Source organism: Corynebacterium kroppenstedtii (assembly GCF_016894245.1).
In the GTDB taxonomy this organism is placed as follows: Bacteria; Actinomycetota; Actinomycetes; order Mycobacteriales; family Mycobacteriaceae; genus Corynebacterium.
In genome coordinates, this window is the sequence record NZ_CP069792.1 from 1,062,228 (window position 1) to 1,081,161 (window position 18,934).

Annotated in this window: 15 protein-coding genes; 8 read left to right on the forward strand and 7 right to left on the reverse strand. The window is 59.2% G+C overall.

Annotated elements, in window-relative coordinates; genetic code table 11:
• Window positions 1-355: 355 nt before the first annotated feature.
• The 3 genes from I6J23_RS04690 to I6J23_RS04700 are packed head-to-tail and all read right to left on the reverse strand — an operon-like array spanning window position 356 to window position 2,871.
• The gene (locus tag I6J23_RS04690) at window positions 356-1,276 is read right to left on the reverse strand and encodes a DUF4862 family protein (protein WP_204582714.1); all 921 of its coding nucleotides are present in this window, start codon (window positions 1,274-1,276) and stop codon (window positions 356-358) included.
• Between the two features lie 2 nt (window positions 1,277-1,278).
• The gene (locus I6J23_RS04695; RefSeq protein WP_204582715.1) at window positions 1,279-1,539 is read right to left on the reverse strand and encodes a hypothetical protein; all 261 of its coding nucleotides are present in this window, start codon (window positions 1,537-1,539) and stop codon (window positions 1,279-1,281) included.
• 24 nt (window positions 1,540-1,563) lie between these two features.
• A complete protein-coding gene (locus I6J23_RS04700) occupies window positions 1,564-2,871 on the reverse strand; it encodes an MFS transporter (protein WP_204582716.1) in 1,308 nt (435 codons plus the stop codon).
• A gap of 225 nt (window positions 2,872-3,096) precedes the next feature.
• On the opposite strand from I6J23_RS04700, the gene I6J23_RS04705 reads away from it, so the two are divergent.
• Window positions 3,097-5,454 carry a sialidase family protein gene (locus tag I6J23_RS04705; RefSeq protein WP_204582717.1) on the forward strand — a complete coding sequence of 786 codons (2,358 nt, stop codon included), beginning with the start codon at window positions 3,097-3,099 and terminating at the stop codon, window positions 5,452-5,454.
• A 137-nt stretch (window positions 5,455-5,591) separates the two neighbouring features.
• Complete coding sequence (locus tag I6J23_RS04710) at window positions 5,592-6,509, forward strand: dihydrodipicolinate synthase family protein (RefSeq protein WP_204582718.1); 918 nt, start codon at window positions 5,592-5,594, stop codon at window positions 6,507-6,509.
• Between the two features lie 618 nt (window positions 6,510-7,127).
• Here I6J23_RS04710 and nagB read toward each other — a convergent pair.
• Both nagB and I6J23_RS04720 read right to left on the reverse strand, forming a co-directional pair.
• Entirely contained in the window at window positions 7,128-7,904 is a 777-nt protein-coding gene (gene nagB, locus I6J23_RS04715) for a glucosamine-6-phosphate deaminase (RefSeq protein ID WP_012732472.1), read from the reverse strand.
• A gap of 222 nt (window positions 7,905-8,126) precedes the next feature.
• Entirely contained in the window at window positions 8,127-9,428 is a 1,302-nt protein-coding gene (locus I6J23_RS04720; protein WP_204582719.1) for an N-acetylglucosamine-6-phosphate deacetylase, read from the reverse strand.
• Window positions 9,429-9,621: 193 nt separating this feature from the next.
• Between I6J23_RS04720 and I6J23_RS04725 the strand changes: the two genes are divergently transcribed.
• Window positions 9,622-10,632: an ROK family protein gene (locus tag I6J23_RS04725; RefSeq protein ID WP_204582720.1), complete on the forward strand. Its 1,011-nt coding sequence runs from the start codon at window positions 9,622-9,624 to the stop codon at window positions 10,630-10,632.
• Between the two features lie 112 nt (window positions 10,633-10,744).
• On the forward strand, window positions 10,745-11,470 hold the full coding sequence (locus tag I6J23_RS04730; protein ID WP_204582721.1) for a putative N-acetylmannosamine-6-phosphate 2-epimerase: 726 nt from the start codon (window positions 10,745-10,747) through the stop codon (window positions 11,468-11,470).
• 98 nt (window positions 11,471-11,568) lie between these two features.
• Here I6J23_RS04730 and I6J23_RS04735 read toward each other — a convergent pair whose 3' ends face one another.
• Window positions 11,569-12,339, reverse strand: coding sequence for a FadR/GntR family transcriptional regulator (locus I6J23_RS04735; RefSeq protein ID WP_204582722.1), 771 nt, complete (start codon window positions 12,337-12,339; stop codon window positions 11,569-11,571).
• Between I6J23_RS04735 and I6J23_RS04740 the strand changes: the two genes are divergently transcribed.
• Window positions 12,328-12,555 carry a hypothetical protein gene (locus I6J23_RS04740; protein WP_204582723.1) on the forward strand — a complete coding sequence of 76 codons (228 nt, stop codon included), beginning with the start codon at window positions 12,328-12,330 and terminating at the stop codon, window positions 12,553-12,555. The genes I6J23_RS04735 and I6J23_RS04740 overlap by 12 nt on opposite strands.
• Before the next feature lie 211 nt (window positions 12,556-12,766).
• Here the strand turns inward: I6J23_RS04740 and I6J23_RS04745 are convergent, their stop codons facing one another.
• Window positions 12,767-13,057 (reverse strand): hypothetical protein, encoded by a 291-nt coding sequence (locus tag I6J23_RS04745; RefSeq protein WP_204582724.1) that lies wholly within the window; start codon window positions 13,055-13,057, stop codon window positions 12,767-12,769.
• A gap of 808 nt (window positions 13,058-13,865) precedes the next feature.
• On the opposite strand from I6J23_RS04745, the gene rplJ reads away from it, so the two are divergent.
• From rplJ to I6J23_RS04760, 3 genes are all read left to right on the forward strand, one after another.
• Window positions 13,866-14,378, forward strand: a complete 513-nt coding sequence (gene rplJ, locus I6J23_RS04750; RefSeq protein ID WP_204582725.1) for a 50S ribosomal protein L10 — start codon at window positions 13,866-13,868, stop codon at window positions 14,376-14,378.
• A 73-nt stretch (window positions 14,379-14,451) separates the two neighbouring features.
• On the forward strand, window positions 14,452-14,838 hold the full coding sequence (gene rplL, locus I6J23_RS04755) for a 50S ribosomal protein L7/L12 (protein ID WP_012732464.1): 387 nt from the start codon (window positions 14,452-14,454) through the stop codon (window positions 14,836-14,838).
• Between the two features lie 538 nt (window positions 14,839-15,376).
• Window positions 15,377-18,883 (forward strand): DNA-directed RNA polymerase subunit beta, encoded by a 3,507-nt coding sequence (locus I6J23_RS04760; protein ID WP_204582726.1) that lies wholly within the window; start codon window positions 15,377-15,379, stop codon window positions 18,881-18,883.
• Window positions 18,884-18,934 lie beyond the last annotated feature (51 nt).

Genomic DNA, 18,934 nt, shown 5'->3' on the forward strand with positions numbered 1-18,934 from the left:
CGGATAAGGATCTCTGGGCCGGTGCGGTCTCAACGGAGAGGGGAGTGCGCGAAAGATCTTCTCTGCATAGGGGATGAAAGAGGGCACCGACGTGGGTAATGTCACCGACATTGAACTGGCGGCTGCTGAGTGAGATAGATAGCTGAATGCGACACCAATTTGGCCTGTGTCCAGGGATTTAACAGACCGCCACTTTCCCCGCGGGGCGTAATTTCTACGCTACGTTTGTGTGATCGCCCCCAATGAAACCACCAGATGATCCCCCGACGGGGCCTCCCCAGGAGGCCCCAGCCCCCAGCGATTAGCTTTTTAGTGCTCCAGGTTCCTCGAGCACTGCGTCTTCGTTGAACACTGCTTATTCCCCGAGCGCCGTGTCGTAAATGTTTTTGAGCATCGCGACGCGGTCGTTGAGAGACGAATCGCTCGGTACACACACTTTGGCTCCTAGATAAACGCCGGGCGTGTGAAGCGATGCGTGGGCGCACTCGCGGATCCGGTCGGGTGTCATCCATGACGTCGGCTCGTCGGGATAAGCAGGTAGGTGGCCGTCGACCCACGGGTAGCCGTACTGAGTATCTTTATCGCCCGCACCGCTAAACATGACTCCAGCCAGCACGCCTTTGTCGCGGGCCGTCGTGATGTGCCGCAGGGGAGTGGTCGCGTCGCGGTTTTCGAGACAGCTCCGGCCCCAATTGATGTGCAGCTTCACGTCGTGTTCTGCGGCGATGGCGCATTCGTCGGCTAGCTCGAGGAAACCCTTTTCGGGTTCATGATCCTCGCGAGGTGCGTCGCAATGCTCAATGACGATGCGCGCGCCGGACCAATCCCACGTGGCGATCTCGTCGAGACTACGTGCGAAGGCATCCGAGTGGGCCCCTCGCGTCGGGGCGGAATGGAGCTGGACGTATTTAATGACGCTGCGCCCGGTTCGACTAGCCAGTTCCTGGACGGCTGTGCAGATTCGATCGGTGAATTCGAGGGCGGCAGCTCGGCCGTCCTCATCCGCACTAGCCAGGCCGAATTTAGGGTTCTTGCCGACGTTGACCATCGTGCCCGGAATAGCGGTGATGGTGTTGGAATTCCAGCGGTCTGCGATCTGGCGGCTGAGCCACGGGAGGCTTTCGTTGAGGTCGCCGGGGAAGGGGATCTCTAGCCCGTTGATCCAGTTCTGCTCGGCGAGGAGTGAGTAGTACGTTTCCTGGTCGCGGCGGTCGAAGGGGAGGCTAGCGTAGGCGCCGACGATGAAGTCAGGTGAAGTCGTTTTCAGGGTGTTCATGTTTACATTCCTTGTGGTTTCGGTGCGGGAGAGGTGGTGTTGGTGGGCGTGACTTCCACGCCGCCTTTGTCTGGTGCCTCGTCGGCCACGTCGCTGTTGGGATGCTCGTCACCGGCTGCGATGGCCGCGATGGTTTCGTCGTCACCATCTTCGGGGCGAACGGCGTCGGGATTAACCGCCTTTTGCAGCACCTTCGGCAGGTTCAGCCCAATCGAGACCACCACGATGAGCGCGAAGCCCACGGACATGATCGCCAGAGCCACACCCAGCGACGTTTTTGCCGCGATCTAGGCACCCAGCACAGGGCCGACGGCACCGCCCAGCGCGCCGACGTTGTAGCAAAAGCCCAGGCCAGCGGCTCGTTTCTCGACGGGGAAGTAGGACGACACCCACTTGGGCAGCAGTCCGGATACGCCCTGGCCGAACATTTGCTGGAAGAACAACAGTGCGGCGACCAGCACCACGATTCCGCTCGTTTGCACAAACAACGGGATAACGATGATCTGCGAGAGGATAATGCTGATCGCATACCACCGACGCATCCCCATCGCGTCACCAGCGAAGCCGGCGAGGATATAACCACACGCGTTCCCCACCGCCGCGAACGAAACTACGTTGGCCACCACGCCGGGGTCCATGCCAATGCCGTGGAGGTACGTCGGCAATAGTCCTTGAATCGGCCAGGTGTACATGAATGACGCGAAGATCGTGATCATGATGAGGATCCCGATCACCCACCGGCTCGGATCGAACTGGACGATGAAGGTGATGAACACAGCGGCTGCTGCAACACCGCAGAGGATGAGGATCGCTGCGCTCGACGTCGCCTCGGTGAAGATCACCATCAGGGCGATGAAGGCGACGACGACGGCAAGGATGTTCGGAACGCGACGCTGGCTGCCGAAGAGAATGTCCAGCATATCGTCGTCGCGCTGGTCGTCTTTTTGAGTTTCTTTCCAGTCGCTGGCTTCCGGGAGGCGGCGTCGCATATAGACGGCGACGAAGACGGGGATAATGCCAGTGAGGAACAGCGCGCGCCAACCCCACCCCGGGTGCCAGGATTCCACCCAGCTGACCAAGTATTTATCGACCTGGGCAGCTAGGAGAACGCCGAAGGCGTAGCCGGAGAGGAGGAAACCAGATGCTTTGTTACGCATGTGGACCGGCCACGATTCAATGACATAGGCCGCGGAGGCGGAGTATTCGCCGGCCATGGCGAAGCCGATGATGAGGCGGAAGAGGAAGAGGAACCAGTACCCCGGCGCGAAGGCGCAGGCGATGGAGCCGAACGCGAACATGAGGATCGAGAGGACCATTGCGGGTTTGCGTCCCCATTTGTCGCCGGCTGCGCCGAGGATCAATCCGCCGAGCCACCGCGAGACGAAGGCCGCGGAAATGAGGGCGGCGGATTCAACCAAGGTGAGGTCGAACGATTTGGTTATCAGGGGTAGGGCGAAGGCGATGAGGACGAAATCGTAGCCGTCGAGGAGGACGCCGATCCACGCCGCGAAGAAAGCTTTCCAATCTTCTTTGGTGAGGTATGTCCACCACCGTTGTGCGGGAGGGTGACTGGTGGGTGAAGTGCTAGTGACCATAGTGGCCTCCTCGTGTGCCTGGGGTGTGGGCGCGGGTGGGGGAGTTGGGACCGCGTTTTGCCCTCAGCGTATCAGACATCAGACATCTGACATGTGGTACGATCGGGGCCGTTACCGAAAGTTGCCCTCAGTCCGGCACGTAATGAGCCCGGGCTGACGGTTATCTCATGTGCATCGTGCGAGCTTCCGGACGAATGGTAATTCGCATGGCAAACAGGAGCGCATATGTCTACGCTACGGACTACCTCATATCCTGCAGGTTCGATACTTGCCCGCGTTCGAACCACCATCGACGGCCCACTCATCGAGGCCCACACCTCCGCGGGGGAACTGTCGATCAGGATTGAAGATGATCATCCTCACATCACAACGCGTACCCCCGAACGGGTACAGGATCTCGATGTGGAAGACGCCACCACCATCACTGACGGCCAATGGCACAGCATCGCCCTGACCGTCGGCCCCGAAGGAACCAAATTCTATCTCGACGGGTACCAGGCCTTTTGCGGCACGGCGACAGCAGTTCTTGCCGACGTTCAGGTGGAGGAACTCACTATTGCCGACGCCCCCGTCGACGTTGCCGACGTCGTTTGTACTGGGAGTGTGTTGTCCGATAACGACGTCCTTGCGCATGCGATGCCACCCCAGCCCATGGTCCAGTTCGCGGCCAATCACTTGGCTGACTATGACACGCGTCGGGTTGCGCGGCTCGGAGCAGGAACAACGCTGACACGATTCCGTGTTCGTGGCGTTGGCCAGGGCGGAACGATCTTGTCGGCCGGATATGTTGAGGCGGACGGTGAGGACGTCGAAAGGCTGCGCCTGTCGGTCTCGGACACGGGGCTCACCTATGAGGTCTTGACCAGCGAAGACGAGTGGCGCACCTTCGCCGTCGATGGGCACTGGGCGGACGGCACATGGCATGACGTCGTCATCCGCGCAGGAGAAGGCGCCGTCGACCTCTACGTCGACGGGTTCCGTGAAGCTCGGATCCCCGGGCAGGCATTTTTCGCCGACGCCAGCACGGTCAACACCATTACGATCGGGCAGGATATCCATGGTCGTCGGCTATTCGGTGAGGTCGCGCGCGCCGCGATTTATCCCACCCCGCTGACCGACGGGGCAATTAAGCGGCTGTCGCACGTCGATCCCGTCCATACCCAGGCATTATTTGACCGTGGAATGTACGGGGCGGTGAGCTACCGGATCCCGTCGCTCTTGACGCTGCCGAGTGGGACAGTGATTGCTGGCGCGGATCAGCGAACGACCATCGCGAATGATGCGCCCAATGACATTAATTTTGTCATTCGGCGATCCCTTGACGGCGGCGACCACTGGGAAGATATGCAAACTATCCTGGCATACCCAGGGTCGGGCGCCACCGGGGCCAGTGTGATCGATTCATGCACCGTGTATGACGAGGACACCGGCACAGTCCACCTGCTGATCGACCACTTCCCGGGCGGGATCGGTCAGCCCAACAACGTTCACGGTGTCGGGCAGGATTCGCAAGGTCGGCTGATTCTTACCGACGCCAGCGCTGAGGTTGCCGGATCAGATGAAGCTAGCGATGCTGCAGAAGATACCGACGCAGCGCCCTCACCCGCGACATACATGCTCAACGCCGACGGTTCCGTCATCACTGAAGAGGGGAAGGCCACCGAGTTTAGCGTCGACAAGGAAGGGTGGATAACCCGCGCCGGACAACCAGCGGGAAATATTTACCTGGCTGATGGCGAAGATCCGAATCAGACGCTGTTGACTCTCCGAACCTCGTACATCGTGCATGTGACCAGCGATGATGAAGGTGAAACGTGGTCCGCGCCAGAGTTGATCAACCACCAGGTCAAAGAGGAATGGATGGCGTTCCTCGGGACCTCGCCCGGTACTGGCGTGCAGCTCCATCACGGTGCGCGCGCCGGCAGGCTCGTGATCCCGGTGTACTACTCCGGCGACAACCCGAAGCACTTTTCCTGCGCGGTGATCTACTCCGATGACCACGGCAAGACGTGGCACCGGGGTGCTTCACCGAATGATGGGCGGCTGTTCAAAGGTGCAACTATCGACTCGCGCACACTTGCCGACGACGAAGCGTCCACGCACGAGTCCACATTGGTGGAACTCGAGGACGGAAGGCTCATGGTTCTCATGCGGAACCAACATCCGTCCGGCCGTGTGGGCACGGCGATATCCGAGGATGGTGGGGAAACCTGGGGAGAGGTCACCTACCACCCGGATATCTCGGAGATTTTCTCGCAGCCTAACGCGATCGCGATTGATGGGCCTGCTGGGGTTGCAGGAAGTGGGGGTGCACCGCTTTATGTGTTTGCCAACGCTTCCCAATTGATGCCTTACCGTGGGAACGGAATGCTCCGCGTCTCGACGGACGAGGGCGAGACATGGCCGATAGCACGCACATTCAACCCAGGCCACTACGTGTACCAATCCATGACGCACCTCCCCAACGGGAAAATCGGGTTGCTTTGGGAAAACGAGTGGCAGGGGTTGTATCTGACGCAGATACCGCTCAGTTGGTTTGGGCCCGAGCTACAGAAGCGCGGTGGTAGTACACATGGCGATTAGCTAGGTACGCGCGTGGCGGGCGGCGGGCTTGGAGGTTGGGCGGGCTTGTAGCTTGGGCGTCGTAGGTCCCAACCGTTCTCTACGTCACAGTCACTGAATATTCAACAAATCTAAAAATCTTTATAAGGAGTTTTCACATGAGTTCGACATTTCGCGGAGTTATCCCACCGGTCGTTACACCCCTGACCGAGGACCGCACATTCGATCGCCCCAGCTTCAACCGCAACATCGAGCGCCTCATCAACGCCGGTGTCAACGGCCTATTCTTCCTCGGCTCCTCCGGCGAGGTCGCTTTCTCCACAGACGAACGTCGGGACGAGATTGTTAAAGCCGCGATTGAGCAGGTCGCAGGCCGTGTCCCCGTCCTCGTTGGCTGCATCGACACCGAGACCGAGCGCGTCATTGAGCACGCCCGTCGCGCCCAAAAACTCGGCGCGGATGCTATCGTCGCCACTGCGCCGTTCTACGCGCTGGGCGGGATGGCCGAAGTTGAGCAGCACTTCCGGCTCATCCACGATGCCATTGACCTGCCGCTATTCGCTTACGACATTCCGGTGTGCGTCCACACCAAGCTCCCGGTCGACATGCTGGTCCGCCTGGGCAAGGACGGCGTGCTGGCCGGGGTGAAGGACTCGTCGGGTGACGACGTCAGCTTCCGGTTCCTCATTCAAGACAACGAAGACGCCGGACACCCCCTCCAGCTGCTCACTGGGCACGAAGTAGTTGTTGACGGTGCCTATCTTGCGGGTGCCGACGGCTCAGTTCCAGGATTGGCCAACGTCAACCCCGAGGTCTACGTGCGGCAATGGAAGGCGTTCCAGAACGATGATTGGAAGGGGGTTCGCGAGGCGCAGGAAGAAGCCGCACGTTTGATGCGCATTGTCATGGTGACCAACGGTGTGAGTGGATTCGGAGCGGGGGTCGGCGCCTTCAAGACGGCGATGAAGCTACTCGGCGTGTTTGATAGCAATCAGATGCCGAACCCCGTCGCGGCGCTTGAGGGTGACAACGTGAAAGCCATCGAAAAAGTGCTGAAAGACGTGGGGATGTTATAAGGCGTGGCGGCCCGTGCCCGTGGGTGCGCTTTTTTGGGGTGTGCCCGGGGGATGCGGCGCCGGAGCGAGGCCTAAGGCCCTGTCTCGTGTCACTGGCGCGGGGTGGTGTACCACCGTGGCGTGGTGTTGTGCCACGTTAGGGTCACTCGGGGGCCGGTTCGAGGGGCCAACCCCGCGACCTGACAAAAGTGTGGGGGAATATCGCAGCCCTGTAACAAAAGTGTGGGGGGATATGGTCAATTTTTGGCCATTTTTCGCCCATATCCCCCCGCAGTTTTCGACGGCACCCATATCCCCCGCTGTTTTTTGGGGAAGGACCTACACATAGCCACGTGTTATCGGCCATCCTGCTCCGCGTGCGCCCCGCCTACCTTTGGTCGGCGCCCGAAGTTATCCGGATCCCCCCGAATCGGCCCTAACCCACCCGAATTCCTCAGCGCACCTGGCTTTCATGGATCAGTGGCCCCATTCACATTGGTTCGACCTACTTACGGTCACTTGAGGCGAGGGCTTTTCGCAGGTTTGAAGATCGCCCCCGAGGTCAGGAGCGTTAACCACCCCCGAGGTCAGGAGTGTTAACACCCCCTCACTTAGCCCACGCTGTGCTCCCACCTGGCCCTAGTAACGCTGCCACTCAGGCTTATTCTTCTCCGCGAAGATGTAATACTCCTTGTGCTCGAGGCACGTGGCGGCCGCTTCGTCGATAATGACGGTCGCATGCGGGTGGAGTTGCAGAACGCTCGCGGGGCACGATGCGCTCACTGGGCCTTCCGCAAGCGCTTGAACTGCCGCGGCTTTGTTTTTGCCCGTGGCCAGAAGCAGCAGGTGGCGTGCGTGTTGGATCGTTCCGAGGCCCTGGGTGAGCACATGCCGCGGGACGTCGTCCTCGCTGTCGAAGAATCGCGCGTTGTCGCTCACGGTTTGCGGGTGCAGCGTTTTCAACCTCGTTGGTGAGTTAAGTGAACTTCCGGGTTCGTTAAATCCGATGTGCCCGTCGGTCCCGATCCCGAGAATTTGAATATCGACGCCACCCGCGTTGCGAATGCGCTCGTCGTACGCACGGCCGGCTTCGTCGATGTTGTCGGCGAGGCCGTCGGGCGATGACACCGCTTCATCTTTGATGTCGATATGCTCGGTAAACTCCCGACGAATCGTACGGTAGTATGACTGTTCGTGGTCGCGGGGGAGGCCGACGTATTCGTCGAGAAGAAAAGCTTGGTTGTTAGCAAACGATAGCCCGGATTCGTTATGCCGACGAATCAATTCTTGGTAGGTGCCCAGTGGCGTTGATCCTGTTGCCAACCCGAGTGTGGCGCCTTCGGAGACGTATGGTTCGAGGATATCGGCAGCTTGAAGACTTACTTGCTCGGGTGTTTTGCGAATAACAATTTCCATGGTGGCTAGATGTCCCTTTCTCGTTGGTTATTTTTGTTACCGATGTGAATGGTTTTCTCGATTTATTTTCTTACCGACGTCTGACGCCGGGTTTTCGTGCCGACGCCAGCACTTGGTTTTGCGTGCTGACGTTGGGACGCCCAACGCCAAACGGAGGTGCTTTCCTCTCGGAAAACTCTCCCGTGCGGAAACGCTCTCGTTGGGAGAACTAGCTCCGGAGAGCTAACCTTCCGACCCAGATTCACCCTCTCGCGGATGTAGCGCTTGTCCAGCGGCGTAGACCTCTCGAAGTTGGAAGTTTGGATCCGTGACGACAAAATCGGCGGGGGCTCCAACTGATAAATGACCCGCCGAGGGGGTAGCGCCAACCGACGTGCCAGCGCTCCGGAAGGAAGTCCCAGTGCCAGCGTCGTGCGATTCCTCACCGCCAAACCCGAGCACCCGGCCAGCCGTCGCACTCGTGAATCTCACGGCATCCACCGGGTCGAACCCGCGCTGAACCGCCCGAACGAATTGGTCAAACAGCGTCGACGTCCCACCGGCAATTGATCCCACCGACCCGTCGGTCGTCGTTAGTCGAGCCACACCATCGGCCACTGTGACGGCCAACGCCCCCAGCACGTAGGACCCGTCGGCCTTCCCGGCGGCTTCCATCGCGTCGGTAATGAAGAACGCCGAGTTGGGGAGCGACTCCGTGACCATGTCGACGGTCCCGTTGTGGAGGTGGACGCCGTCGGCAATGAGCTCGACAAACACCTGCCCGGGAAACTTTTTCGCGGATGTGATCATGGCGGCTGCCGCGCCGGGCGCCCGATGATGCAAGGGTGGCATCGCGTTGAAAAGGTGTGTCGCGGTCACCATGATGCCCTGGTCCACAGCTTTGCTGACGAAATCGATTGTGGTGTCGTAGTCCGCATTGGTGTGCCCGAGCGACAAGATGATCCCCTCGCGCGCGCACACGTCCAGACAGTCCTCGGCGCCCGGGCTTTCGGGGGCCAACGTGATCTGCCGGATCAACCCGGGGTGGCGGGAGGCCGCCCGCGCGAACATGTCGGCATCGGCAGGTACGATCCGGTCAGGATTCTGCGCTCCGCACTTGTGCGCGTTCACAAAGGGCCCCTCCAGGTGCACCCCCGCGATCAGCCCCTCGTCGGCCAGCGGCTTCAACACGTCCAGCTGCCGAACAATTTCCTGCTCATTGGCGCTAACGAGGCTGGCCAACAGTGTCGTCGTTCCGTGCCGACGATGGAACAGGGCGGCCCGGCGACAGCTGTCCTCGTCTCCGGTGGGAAACGCCCCGCCATTGCCACCGTGATTATGGAGATCGACAAACCCTGGGATGATTGTTGGCATCTCGGATGCACCCCACACTGTCGAGGGGCCCTGATCCGACGCGTGTGTAGTTCCGCTATCCAATGGAGTAACCGATGAAATGCGTGTCCCTGTGACCTCGATGCGTGCATGTTCTGTGATGCCCGCAGCGTCAATGACTCGCCCCTCCACCGTGAAATCCGGATGGCTCATAGCCTTACGTGCTCCTAACTACGATCGTGTGACTGTGCTGCCATGAAGAATACGATCGCCCGCCACAACTTAGGTTGCCGCGACGCGACTGTTCGCCCGCCACAACTATTATGACTGCTAGTATAGGTTGTAAGACGTCTGACGTCCACGCTCATGACAATTATCGGCGACAGCGCAGAAGGGTAGAACCACTGTGGCACTCACACTCGCACTAGACATTGGCGGTACCAAGATCGCCTGGGGGCTTATCAACGATAACGCGCCTCGCACAGTTATCGACCACGGGCGCGTACCTAGCCAACCTGCTGGCGGGAATACCGCGGACCAACTGGAGGTCGCCGTCACCGAAGCGTTAGCAGCGCCAGCCGGCAAAGTCGCACCAGCTCAAGTAACGTCGTCGACAAGTGAAAATGTCATCGGGCGAGTCGGAGTGGCAGCCGCCGGGGTTATCGAACCCAACACCGCGACGGTCACCCGCGCCGGGGCCACGATGCCTGGCTGGGAGGGCACCGATATTGCTGCCCGCATCGTCCGCCACATCGACGTCCCCGTGTTCGCGCACAACGACGTCCGCGTGTGGGCCTTTGGTGAGCACACGCTGTGTTGGCGCCGCGAGTACCCGCACTCCCGCCTGCTCTACGTCAGCCTGGGCACGGGGGTTGGGGGAGCGTTCGTCATCAACGACGATCTTGTCGCCGGCAACCGTGGCACGGCCGGTGAGATTTCCGAACTTTATTGCCCTCATTACGGCAGCGGCGTAGCTCGGTGTGAAGACGTGGCGTCCGGCCCGGGTCTCGTTGCGACCTATCACGCAGCGAAGTTGGGACGTGAAGGGCACTCAGCTTCAGACCGTAGCGCCCGCACCGCTACAGATCGCGACGTCGACACCGCATTCCCGTCAACAGTGACCGACCTATTGGAACTGGAACGACAAGGGGACTTATTAGCGACCACTGTCCTCGACCGCAATCTGCACGGTTTTGGCCAGATGCTGGGAACGCTCGTGATGGGGCTTGACCTCGACGCCATTATCCTCGGGGGAGGAGTGGCGGGGTTGGGCGAAGCCATCACGCGGCGAATTCGCGATGGCGTGCGGAAACACTTGGCCTACGGTGTTCGCCCATGCGATATCCGCGATAGCGCCCTGCGAGAAGGCCCCCTCGTCGCCGCCGCCGTTTACGCTCGAGCGCGGCATGAACGCTGACGGCTACAGAGTAGAGCAAGGACTCTAAACAGCGTGATGCACCGTGATTGCTCTGGTTCACCGTTCAGCCTAACCACCTTCCCCATAGAACAACCGATCAAAGGAGATCTCAATGTCTTTCTCATTTTCTGCCTCAACCACCGCTGAACAACGCCAGGAACTGCGCTCGATTATCGCGGGTGACATTATCGTGTCTGCCCAAGCCCCCGATGGCCACCCACTCCGCGACACTCACGCCTTAACACTGAGCGCGAAGGCCTGTGTTGACGCCGGCACCCCTGCGATTCGCTGCGGCGGCTACGGCGGAATCGCAGACATCACCTCCATTGGTGACGCCGTCAATGTCCCCCTTTTCGGCCTGACAAAGGAAGGTGACTCAGGCGTGTACATCACGCCGACAGTCGCGTCGGTCAAGGCTGTTGCCGACGCAGGTGCGGCGGTGGTTTGTGCAGACGCTACCGGTCGACCACGCCCCGACGGGTCTTCCACTGAAGATCTGGTGAAGGCCGCCCACGGTTCCGGAGCGCTCTTCATGGCGGACTGTGATACTGCCGCCAACGGAATAGCAGCGTACGAGGCGGGTGCGGACATCGTGTCCTCAACGCTGTCGGGATACACCCCGGCGACGGAGGACCTTAAAGGCCCTGACCTGGACTTTATTTCCGCTGTTCGAGACGAGGTGGGGGAGGAGCCACTGCTCATTGCGGAAGGGCATTATCATTCCCCTGACGCGGTGAAGGATGCGCTCCAGCGTGGAGCCAACGCCGTCATTATTGGATCCGCCATTACCGATCCGCGGTGGATTACGGGGTTCTATCGCGCCGAAATTGGGAGGTAGTTCGTCGAAACGCGCCCGACTAATAGCAGGTTATAGCAAGGGGAGTGGCGCTCCCTCAGTAGAGCTGGGCAGAGCTAGCTATTTAATTCCAAGGCTAGTTATTTAACCCCAAGCGCTTCACGGAGCGGGTCGTAATGGTCAACGACGGCTTGTCGGTAGGCGTCTTCGTCCCCCGCAACTATGGCGTCGACAATTTTTTGGTGGGCATCCACGGTCTGTTCCAGATTATCCTTCGTGGTCAGATGCAGTTTTGGTACCGCCACCATGTGCACCCGCCATAGCGCTTTGGATAGCTCCTGGATGAGCCCGTTACTGGTCACCGACAGAATGTGATCGTGAAACATGGAGTCAGATTCCATGAACGGTTCGTTCCGCATCACCGCAGATTTCATTTGGTTAATAAGACGGCCTAGGAATACGCCATCGATGTCGTCGCGATGCTCAATGACGTCGCGCGAGATCTGTAGATCTAACGCCTGCCGCGTATCGACCACATCGATCAGCCGTGACCGCGCGTGATCGTCGTCGAGAGTAATGCGCAAGGTAAGGCCATTGACCAGGGGTTCAAGAGACATATCGGCGACGAATGTGCCGAATCCGCGTCGGACTTCAAGGATGTCCAGGCTCACGAGGGTCCGGATCGCTTCCCTCACCGACGACCGTGACAGCTTGAGTGATTCTACAATCGTGAGCTCGCTGGGGAGGGGGTCGCCGACTTTAAGGTGGTTGTCCCGGATGTAGGCGACAATCGACTGCATGGCCACATCAGTTGCCGAACGGGCCTCAGAGCCGAAGAGTCCCGTATTGCTGCTCCGATAGCTGCGGCCGGTGGCAGCAGAGTGCGATTTGGTGTTGTCTTGGCCACTCACAGTGAAGCTGACCGCTCCTTCATTGCCGGATTATTGTCGTGTACGAAGGTTCATGCACGAGGACTATTCGTACAAGAATTATTGTCCTGTACGAAGACAGAATATGTATGGGAATTGCGTATTCGGGGGTATAGGGGGCCTGATCCCGAGGCCCGTTTCATGGGGTCACGAAGCGACGAAGCCACGACGGCGGCCTGCGATATCACGGTCCACTAAATCACACAACCATGAAACGACGGGACCACCGTTGGATAGTGACAGTGATCCCGAATTCGTTCGTCTCAGTTATGAGTCAGAACTAGATCTAGCTCCGTAGGAGAGCTTCTTATCCAGTGCTGGAGAGTTTTGGTGGAGAAATTCCAGAAAACCTAAGCCTTGATGACCTCGTTCTCCACTCCGGCACCGGACGAACCCCGATAGCTGAGGCCTAGAGCCCGCGGCTGACCTGCTCAATCAGGTTCTGGGTGAAATCTTTCGGCTGTGGCTTCACAAAGAAGGTCCCGTCGGTGGCCTTAGCGACCGTGTCGCCCGCACTCACTGTTTCGCCGTCGGGAAGCTGGAACTGTACATTGTCGCGAGTCTCAAAGGACGGCTTGACGTAGTCGCCGCCCTCAATCCACTGCTTCAGTGCGGCTTCGCTGGTGCTGGAACCACTGTGAACGTGCTCTCCGACGGTGTCGACATTGGACATATCAGCGGGTGGGGGAAGAACGATCATTGATAACTCCTTTAATAAGGCGGTGAAACGTCACATGTGCATCACATGTGCTCATGTGCTGTAGGCACGGCCGCGCAGGAAGAACGCTCAGCAATCATGTGCAGGGAGAACGTGCGCGGGAAATTGTGCCGATTATGCTTTTCTACTATAGACACTGACGTATGACAACACTTCTTTTTGTAATTCGAAGCGTTCAAGGTCGATAACAGAAGGTCGATAACGGGACGACGGTAGGGCATGCCGGTGGTAAAGCATGCCCGGGGCGGGGAGTTTTTATAGCCGACATCAGGCATACTTGCCCGTGCCCCACACCAGGCCTACTTGCCGACGAAGAGGGGCGCGACGTGTGTGACGCCCAAAGGACTGCGCTGCTAACGCGGGTTCCATCCAGGCTTGGGAACCGTGTCGTCTCAAGCGTCGGAACTACGTCAAGCGTCGGAGCTGCGTCGTCGACTTTGAAAATGTGCGCTTGGTGTGTAGCCTCCTCTGAGGAACTTTAGGATAGTTCACGTTTCACCACAGACCGTCGGTCCTCAGAGAAATCTGAGCGAAGTGTCGCTCATCCGGGTGACGGCCCACGCAGGAGACAACGCGAACGCAAAGTATTCATCACCACACTCCAGGTTCAAACCGGGTACAAGGTTGCTGCTGGGGAGTGTGAAGTTCAGGGTGGTATCGACGAAAACGTCGCAAAACCCTGACGCGGTAGAGAGTGATGAACGAATTGCGCGCCCCGCCTCCTGTGCGGGGCGTTACTCATTGGGCCTCCCCGACGGTGAAACTTACCGAAGGAAGGAGGCGAGAGTACATGGCCAACCCGAAGAACACTGCAGCTGTCAAGGAGCTCACTGCGCGTTTCCAGAACGCAAGCAGTGCAATCCTGACGGAATACCGTGGTCTGTCCGTTACTGAGATGACAGAGCTGCGTAAGGAACTTGGCGCTGAGGTTGAATACTCCGTCGCCAAGAACACCATGATCAAGCTCGCCGCACGCGAAGCTGGCGTCGAAGGTCTTGACGAAGAACTTCTTAACGGCCCCACTGCTATTGCATTTGTCAATGGCGAAGCGGTTGATGCTGCTAAAGCTATGAAGAAGTTCGGCGCAGACCATGACGCTTTCGTGGTTAAAGGCGGAACAATGGATGGTTCGGCTCTGACGGCCGAGCAGATCCAGCAGCTCGCGGACATGGACAACCGCGAGACCACACTGTCCAAGATCGCCGGTGGATTCAACGGCGTTCTGGCAAATGTTGCGTCCTTGCTGGGCGCACCGCATTCCGAGATGGCACGCCTGGCCGCGGCCCTCGAGGAGAAGAAGTAAACACTGTCGGTTCGCCGCCGACAGGCGGGTACGGAACCTCCCACACGAAGACGCGTAGAAAGGAAGCCATATCATGGCTAAGTACACCAACGAAGAGCTCATCGAAGCTTTCAAGGAAATGACCCTCGTTGAGCTCACTGAGTTCAAGAACCTCTTCGAAGAGACCTTCGACGTTACCGCTGCTGCTCCGGTTGCTGTTGCTGCTGCAGGCGCTGCTGGCGGCGAAGCTGCTGCTGAGGAAGAGAAGGACGAGTTCGACGTCGTGCTCGAGGACGCCGGCGCCAAGAAGATCGGCGTTATTAAGGTCGTCCGCGAGGTCGTCTCCGGCCTGGGTCTGAAGGAAGCTAAGGACCTCGTTGAGTCCGCTCCGAAGGCTATCCTTGAAGGCGCCTCCAAGGACGACGCCGAGGCTGCCAAGACCAAGCTCGAAGAGGCTGGCGCAAAGGTTTCCCTCAAGTAAGACAGGGATGTGCGCAAGTAATACAGCGCAATGCGCAGCGCCCCCGATTCCGGCCTGTACAGTCCAGGAATGGTGTACGGCCCAGAAATGGTGCGCAGCGTAAGTACAGAAAACAGGGGCTTCCCAGTGTGGGAGGCCCCTGTTTTTGTCATATGCATTAGTGTGTTGTTGCAGCTGTATTAGTGCGCTATGTAGCCGCTTGGGTTTCGTGTTGTCGAGGCCCGCGCGAGCCGGGGTCGCGCGCATAATTGCTCTACCTCCGTGAGGGGGTCCCGTGGGAGTCGCTGCTAAGCTCCAGCGGAGCCACTGCGAAGTGATGGAAAACCATTAGACATGACGCCATAGGTAGTATAAGATAGTCCGTTGCGCTGGATCCCCGTGCAAAGATTTCTCGTTAGGCCTTGTACCAATTCCTTTAAAAACAGGATTTGACAAGGTCCTTTAGTGATATCCAACCACGGATGATCCGCTTTTTGGAAGAAGACACTCACTCTTTTCACGCAGGCAAACCACAGCGAGCACGGTCACCCCGCGTGAGGTGCTGGAAGGACCCATCTTGGCAGTCTCCCGCCAGACCAGTTTAACGTCCGGAATCCCCGGCGCGACGAAACGCTACTCGTTCGCGAAGATTAAAGAGCCGATCGAGGTCCCTGGCCTCCTCGATCTGCAGCGCGACTCGTTCGCGTGGCTTATTGGCGCACCCGAATGGCGCGCTAAGAAGCAGGCTGAGTCCGAAGAAGGCGCGCATATAACTAGCGGCCTGGAGGACATTCTAGAGGAGTTGTCTCCCATTGAGGACTACTCCGGCAATATGTCCCTCACCCTATCCGAGCCCCGCTTCGACGACGTCAAAAACACGATCGATGAAGCCAAGGATAAGGACATTAACTACTCCGCCCCGCTTTATGTGACGGCGGAATTCACCAACGCTATGTCTGGCGAAATCAAAAGCCAGACCGTCTTCATTGGCGACTTCCCGATGATGACGGACAAAGGCACGTTCATCATCAACGGTACCGAGCGTGTCATCGTTTCCCAGTTGGTTCGTTCCCCTGGCGTGTACTTCGACGAGTCCATCGATAAGTCGACCGAGCGTCCACTGCACTCCGTCAAGGTCATCCCTTCACGTGGTGCATGGTTGGAGTTCGACGTCGATAAGCGAGACACCGTCGGCGTCCGCATCGATCGTAAACGTCGCCAGCCCGTCACCGTGTTGCTGAAGGCTTTGGGCCTGTCGACGCAGGACATCACGGATCGGTTCGGTTTTTCCGAAATCATGATGTCGACGCTTGAGCACGATGGCGTTGCTAATACCGACGAAGCTCTCCTGGAGATTTACCGCAAGCAGCGTCCGGGTGAATCCCCCACGCGCGATTCCGCTCAGGCTTTGCTGGACAATAGCTTCTTCAACCCGAAGCGGTACGACTTGGCGAAGGTTGGCCGCTACAAGGTGAACCGCAAGCTCGGTTTAGGCGGCGGCTCCACCACTGGCGAGCACACCCTGACTGAAGAAGACATCCTGACCACCATTGAATACTTGGTGCGTCTGCACGCCGGTGAGCGGACGATGGAGTCGCCTGACGGCACCGAGCTGATGATCAGCACGGACGATATCGATCACTTCGGTAACCGCCGCCTGCGCACTGTCGGCGAGCTGGTTCAGAACCAGGTTCGCGTCGGCTTGTCGCGTATGGAGCGTGTCGTGCGTGAACGCATGACCACGCAGGACGCGGAATCCATCACGCCGACGTCGCTAATCAACGTGCGCCCGGTGTCGGCCGCGATCCGCGAGTTCTTCGGAACGTCGCAGCTGTCGCAGTTCATGGACCAGAACAACTCTCTGTCTGGCCTGACACACAAGCGTCGTCTATCCGCCCTTGGACCTGGCGGTTTGTCCCGTGAACGCGCCGGCTTGGATGTCCGTGACGTCCACGCCTCCCACTATGGCCGTATGTGCCCCATCGAGACGCCTGAGGGCCCGAACATTGGATTGATCGGCTCCCTCGCGTCCTACGCCCGCGTTAACCCGTTCGGGTTCATCGAGACGCCCTACCGTCGTGTCAAAGACGGTCAGGCCACTGACGTTGTTGACTACCTCACCGCTGATGAGGAAGACCGGCACATCGTCGCTCAGGCCAACACAAAGATGGACTCCGAAGGCCGCTTCGTTGAGGACACCGTCGCGGTCCGAATGAAAGGCGGAAACGTCGAGGTCGTTCCCGCATCGGAAGTGGATTACATGGATGTGTCCCCGCGCCAGATGGTGTCGGTGGCCACCGCCATGATTCCATTCCTGGAGCATGACGACGCTAACCGTGCCCTCATGGGTGCGAATATGCAGCGCCAGGCTGTGCCGTTGCTGCGTAACGAAGCGCCCTTCGTTGGAACCGGTATGGAACTGCGCGCTGCCCACGACGCCGGCGATGTTGTGATCGCCCGCCGCTCGGGTGTCGTCGAAACTGTGTGTGCAGACTTCATCACCACCCTTGGTGACGACGGACAACGCGACACCTTCTTGCTGAGGAAGTTCGAGCGCACTAACCAGGGAACCTGCTACAACCAGAAGCCCCTTGTTGAGGCTGGCGACCGCGTCGAAGAGGGACAAGCTCTCGCCGACGGACCCGGCACCGAGAACGGTGAAATGGCTCTCGGCCGTAACCTCCTCGTGGCGTTCATGCCATGGGAAGGCCACAACTACGAGGACGCCATCATCCTCAACCAGCGGATTGTCGAGGAAGATGTCCTCACCTCAATCCACATTGAGGAACACGAAATCGACGCTCGCGATACCAAGCTAGGGCCAGAGGAAATCACCCGCGATATCCCGAACGCTTCCGAAGACATCCTCGCTGACCTCGACGAACGCGGAATTGTTCGCATTGGCGCTGATGTTCGCGACGGCGATATCCTCGTCGGTAAGGTCACCCCTAAGGGTGAAACCGAGCTGACACCGGAAGAGCGCCTCCTCCGCGCCATCTTCGGTGAAAAGGCGCGCGAGGTGCGGGACACCTCGATGAAGGTTCCCCACGGCGAAACAGGCAAAGTCATCGGCGTTCGTGTGTTCTCCCGTGAGGACGACGACGACCTCGCCCCTGGCGTTAACCAGATGGTCCGCGTGTACGTCGCCCAGAAGCGCAAGATCCAGGACGGCGATAAGCTCTCCGGCCGCCACGGCAACAAGGGTGTCGTCGGCAAGATCTTGCCCGCCGAGGACATGCCGTTCCTGCCCGACGGAACGCCGGTCGACATCATCCTGAACACACACGGTGTGCCGCGTCGTATGAACATCGGCCAGGTGCTGGAAGTTCACCTCGGCATGCTCGCGAAATCCGGATGGAAGGTTGACCCCGAGTCGCAGGACCCCGCGGTCAAAGCCATGCTGGAAACGCTGCCCGAGGACCTCTACGACGTCCCCGCCGATTCCCGCGTTGCCACCCCGGTGTTCGACGGCACCACCAACGAAGAGCTGTCCGGATTGATGCGGTCCTCGCGGCCCAACCGCGACGGCGACCAAATGGTCAACGAATTCGGCAAGTCCACCCTCATCGACGGCCGGACGGGCGAACCCTTCCAGCAGCCGATCTCCGTGGGTTACATGTACATGTTGAAGTTGCACCACCTGGTCGACGAGAAGATCCACGCCCGGTCCACCGGCCCGTACTCCATGATCACCCAGCAGCCGCTCGGTGGTAAGGCACAGTTCGGTGGCCAGCGCTTCGGTGAGATGGAAGTGTGGGCCATGCAGGCCTACGGCGCCGCCTACACACTGCAGGAACTCCTGACCATCAAATCGGACGACGTCGTCGGCCGTGTCAAGGTGTACGAAGCCATCGTGAAGGGCGACAACATTCCGGATCCGGGAATTCCGGAGTCCTTCAAGGTGTTGCTCAAAGAGCTGCAGTCTCTGTGCCTCAACGTTGAGGTCCTCTCCGCTGACGGAACCCCAGTTGACCTGGGTGCCGACGATGACGACCTCGACCAAGCCAACGCATCCCTGGGTATCAACCTCTCCCGCGACGAACGCTTCGACGCCGACGCGGTGTAGAGACCTCCCAACTAGTAACCAGTAATCATCCGAACAACCCTCGTGAACGAG

Bases quoted from the DNA above. Each gene is read 5' to 3' on its own strand.
- I6J23_RS04690 (WP_204582714.1), bottom strand. From the start codon at position 1,276: ATGAACACCCTGAAAACGACTTCACCTGACTTCATCGTCGGCGCCTAC.
- I6J23_RS04700 (WP_204582716.1), bottom strand. From the start codon at position 2,871: ATGGTCACTAGCACTTCACCCACCAGTCACCCTCCCGCACAACGGTGG.
- I6J23_RS04705 (WP_204582717.1), top strand. From the start codon at position 3,097: ATGTCTACGCTACGGACTACCTCATATCCTGCAGGTTCGATACTTGCC.
- I6J23_RS04710 (WP_204582718.1), top strand. From the start codon at position 5,592: ATGAGTTCGACATTTCGCGGAGTTATCCCACCGGTCGTTACACCCCTG.
- nagB (WP_012732472.1), bottom strand. From the start codon at position 7,904: ATGGAAATTGTTATTCGCAAAACACCCGAGCAAGTAAGTCTTCAAGCT.
- I6J23_RS04720 (WP_204582719.1), bottom strand. From the start codon at position 9,428: ATGAGCCATCCGGATTTCACGGTGGAGGGGCGAGTCATTGACGCTGCG.
- I6J23_RS04730 (WP_204582721.1), top strand. From the start codon at position 10,745: ATGTCTTTCTCATTTTCTGCCTCAACCACCGCTGAACAACGCCAGGAA.
- I6J23_RS04745 (WP_204582724.1), bottom strand. From the start codon at position 13,057: ATGATCGTTCTTCCCCCACCCGCTGATATGTCCAATGTCGACACCGTC.
- rplJ (WP_204582725.1), top strand. From the start codon at position 13,866: ATGGCCAACCCGAAGAACACTGCAGCTGTCAAGGAGCTCACTGCGCGT.
- rplL (WP_012732464.1), top strand. From the start codon at position 14,452: ATGGCTAAGTACACCAACGAAGAGCTCATCGAAGCTTTCAAGGAAATG.